We start from the raw sequence: 3,559 nt of genomic DNA, 5'->3' as shown, positions 1-3,559 counted from the left end.
TCTCGGTAGTTGAGTGGGTCGATCGGTGCACTTGGATTTTCCGATTCAAAATTGGTTAAGTAATAATATTTACTTTGCAACTGCGAAACGTCCGCGTCATTCAGTTTTATGGACATGTGCACCCCGGCGTATTTTTAATCTGATCTTCAATTTTCTTGATAGCACGCGCTCCGTCCGCAATGGGTTGCGTATGCCACGGCTACCCATACTTTGCATCAAACGCCATCCGCGCACCCATAACAGCTTTTTCTCGAGCCAATTTCCATTTTAGAAATTCGCACGGATCTAGACCTGGAGGCGGTTTTTTGTCATATTCATCTTTATACGCCTTATGATCAATGTCCGCTTGCGGATCTGTAAAGCGGGGAGGCTTTGCCGCCATCCAAGAAGGCCAAGTTATCCCATCCCAATTCCATGTCGGCAAAAGCGGACTTGGTTTTGTCAGATCTGGCAAAGACGGCGGTGCTGGTCTAGGGCCATCAGGGTTCCATACCGGCGGCGGTGGGGGACAGACTCCATTCACACAGATGCGCACGTCAGGTGCCAATCCGCTTGGATCGGCCAAGCTCAACGGGTTTGCCGAGACATATGCAAACGTGTTGATGCCTCCGGCCAACCCGATCGGATCACTCTGCGTGTACTGCCCGCCCGCCGCGTTGTAGTACCGGCGGTAGTTGTAGAACAGCCCGCTCTCCTGGTCCGCATACTGCCCCGGGAACCTCAGGTTCTGCGTAAAGACCCCCAGCCCGCTCGGGTTGGTCTCCGGCGCGCTCGTGCCGAAGGGCTCCGCCAGCCAGCGCCAGCGCACCCGGTTCTGGCGGTCCACCACCACGCGCGGTGTGTTCAGATGATCGCTGTGGATGAAGTACACCAGCGGCTCGCCCGCGGGATTCACCGGGTCGGGCGTGAACCCATCGCCCTCGACGGCTGAAATCAACCTCGTCGCGCCGAGGCGACAACTCGACGGGGCTGGAAGCGGCAACGCTCATTGATTTCTTGCCTACAACCCCATTCGCACCGTGAGTCGATCTGAAAACTCCCTCCGCAAAGCCTCCAAAGCCATTTTCAGTTCTTCAGCCTCAACTCCATCCCTAACCACTCCGGAGAATGACTTTCCATCCAGTATTTCCTTAAAGTCTTCTTCCGCAGCCGTATCAACCAAATCCAAAAAGCGGGAAAAAAGGATACCAAATGCACCCACATCTTGCCCTGGAATGAGCAAATAAGTTGCCAAATCTGGCTCACCGCTAATTATATTTATATAACCCTCAAGATACTGTTCAGAAAGCACTCCGCGTTCAGCTCTGACCCTTGTCMCCTGGACCGATGAGTCCATATCCAATACAAATTCCAAGCTCAATCCATCAAGGCTGAGCGTCCCCGTGCAATTTTCTGCGACTGTTAACGCCATGGCCATTTCTTTGTTCCTGGTAGATTGTTGCGCTTCGCGACATTATTCACGTCCGGTCTCGGATTTACAGGCTGATCAGAAACAATAAATCCATGATAAATTCTTTCGCATCGCTCTTCATTCTGAGATTCCATATTGAATTGTACGACCTGAGTACCGACCACGCCTACGAGGACCGACTCATCGGCAGTAACGGGAATAGCCGTTTGTAGTGCGATCGCAGCCTGTACGTCATCCGGAGCTGGGCCCCACCAGTTCCCTCGCACCCATTTCCCTTGTGTGGAATGTTTTCCCGAGTTGGGGGTATAGAAACGTCGCCAAACTGTGCAGCACTTCTTCTCGGCCGTTGTACCAGCAGGAATCGACTGTTGTCCAGTGTGTGTTGCCATCCATATGGTTGCAGCCGCCAGACCGATTCCTGCAGCGCAACCTGGAGGCCCACCCAAACACCACGCCAGAGAAGCTTGATTCCCATCAACATCAAAATATGCGAGCGGGTTGCCTTCGGCATATCCATAGGTATTGACCCCGCCAGCAAGGCCGCTCGGGTCGGATTGTGTATAACGCCCGCCGTCAGGTCCGTAGTAGCGAGCGTAGTTGTAGAACAGCCCGCTCTCCTGGTCCGCATACTGCCCCGGGAAGCGCAGGTTCTGCGTAAAGACCCCCAGCCCGCTCGGGTTGGTCTCCGGTGCGCTCGTGCCGAAGGGCTCCGCCAGCCAGCGCCAGCGCACCCGGTTCTGCCGGTCCACCACCACCCGCGGCGTGTTCAGGTGATCGGTGTGGATGAAGTACACCAGCGGCTCGCCCGATGGGTTCGCCGGGTCGGGCGTGAACATCGCCATCGGCGTGTCGCGCAGCCACACGTATTCCCGCARCGCSGCSCCGTTCTGGTCGTACTCGCCCAGCAGGTGGCCCGMCTGGTCGTACACGAACACCACCGTGCTYTGCGGCCCCGTGCTGCTCACCTTGCGCACGCGCTGCCCGGCCGCGTTGTACGTGTAGCGCGTCGTCACSCCGCCCTTGGTGATCGTCGCGAGCTGGCCGCGCAGGTTGTACGTCGCCGTGTAGCCCGAGCCATCGGCCGCGCTGTCGCTGAGCGTGTTGCCGGCGTTGTCGAACACGAGGGTTCTGGCCGGGTTCGTGATGCGGGTCGTGCGGTTGCTCGTCGCCTCCACGCCGTACGTGCTCGGGYTGCCGTTCAGGCTCAGGCCGGTGCGGTTGCCGTTCGCGTCGTAGYKGATCGCCCAGCTCGCCGCGTTCGTCGTGATSCCSGTCAGCCGGCTGTTCTCGTCGTAGCCGAACACYTGGTCCAGCGCCGGCTGCGCCGTGCCGTCCGCGCTCAGGTGCGTGAAGCTCACGATGCGGCTCGCCTCGTCGTAGCGCAGGTCTCGTAGCGCCTCGCCCAGCGGGTAGCGGATCGCCCGGCCCGCCAGGTCGAAGTGGCGCTCGTTCGACTTGGCTCCATCGGCCATTGCCCACTGCCAGCGCTTGACCGTGCCGGCGAACGGCGTCCACGCGATCTGCGTGATCAGCGGCGTRCCGCCCAGCGTGATGCCGGTGACCTCGCCATCCACCCAGGTCAGGCCCAGCTGCCGGCTCGATGGGTAGTTGATGCCGCTCAGGTTGCCCAGCGTGTAGCCATAGCCCACCGTGTGCGTCAGTTGCGTCGCATTGCTTCCGCTGGTTGCCTCCACGCGCTGCACATCGCTCGCCACCTCGCCCTGGTCGTCRTAGCCGTACTGCGCCGAGCCACCCGGGTAGCTGCTGCTCGTCAGCTTGCCCGCGCCGTAGCTGAAGCCCGCGCCGGTCTGGCTGTAGGCGAGGCTCACGGTCTCCGTCGGCTGCCCGCTCTTCGTGTACACCGCYGCGGTCAGCCGGTCGCTYGCGTCGTAGTCGTAGGTCGYCAGCACGCCGCGGCTGTCGGTGCGGGTCTTCAGGTTGCGGGCCGCGTCGTAGGTCAGGYTYTCATTGCCGGTGTCCGGGCTGATCACCTGCGTCGCATCACCCAGGCCGTTGCGCGGGTACTGCGTCGCGAGGTTCCTCGGGTCGGTCACCTGGGTCGTGCGGTCCCCGCCGTCGTACTCGAAGCGCGTCGTGCCATTCTTCGGGTCGGTCGTGTCCTTCACCCGCTCCAGCGCGTCATACGTC

3 protein-coding genes are annotated in these 3,559 nt (G+C 60.1%); all 3 read right to left on the bottom strand.

Annotation, left to right across the window (positions count from 1 at the left end; all coding sequences use genetic code 11):
* Positions 1-199 precede the first annotated feature (199 nt).
* Complete coding sequence (locus AC1D01_RS30010) at positions 200-871, bottom strand: RHS repeat domain-containing protein (protein WP_477872940.1); 672 nt, start codon at positions 869-871, stop codon at positions 200-202.
* A gap of 129 nt (positions 872-1,000) precedes the next feature.
* Positions 1,001-1,417, bottom strand: a complete 417-nt coding sequence (locus AC1D01_RS30005; protein ID WP_477872938.1) for a hypothetical protein — start codon at positions 1,415-1,417, stop codon at positions 1,001-1,003.
* Positions 1,402-3,559, bottom strand: a 2,158-nt coding sequence (locus AC1D01_RS30000; RefSeq protein ID WP_477872936.1) for an RHS repeat-associated core domain-containing protein, incomplete at its 5' end; no start/stop codon positions are given. The genes AC1D01_RS30005 and AC1D01_RS30000, both read right to left, overlap by 16 nt.

This window comes from Rhizobacter sp. P3_B12 (assembly GCF_056402895.1).
Note: the sequence above shows the minus strand (reverse complement) of the source record. Positions and strands in the feature narration are given on the sequence as shown.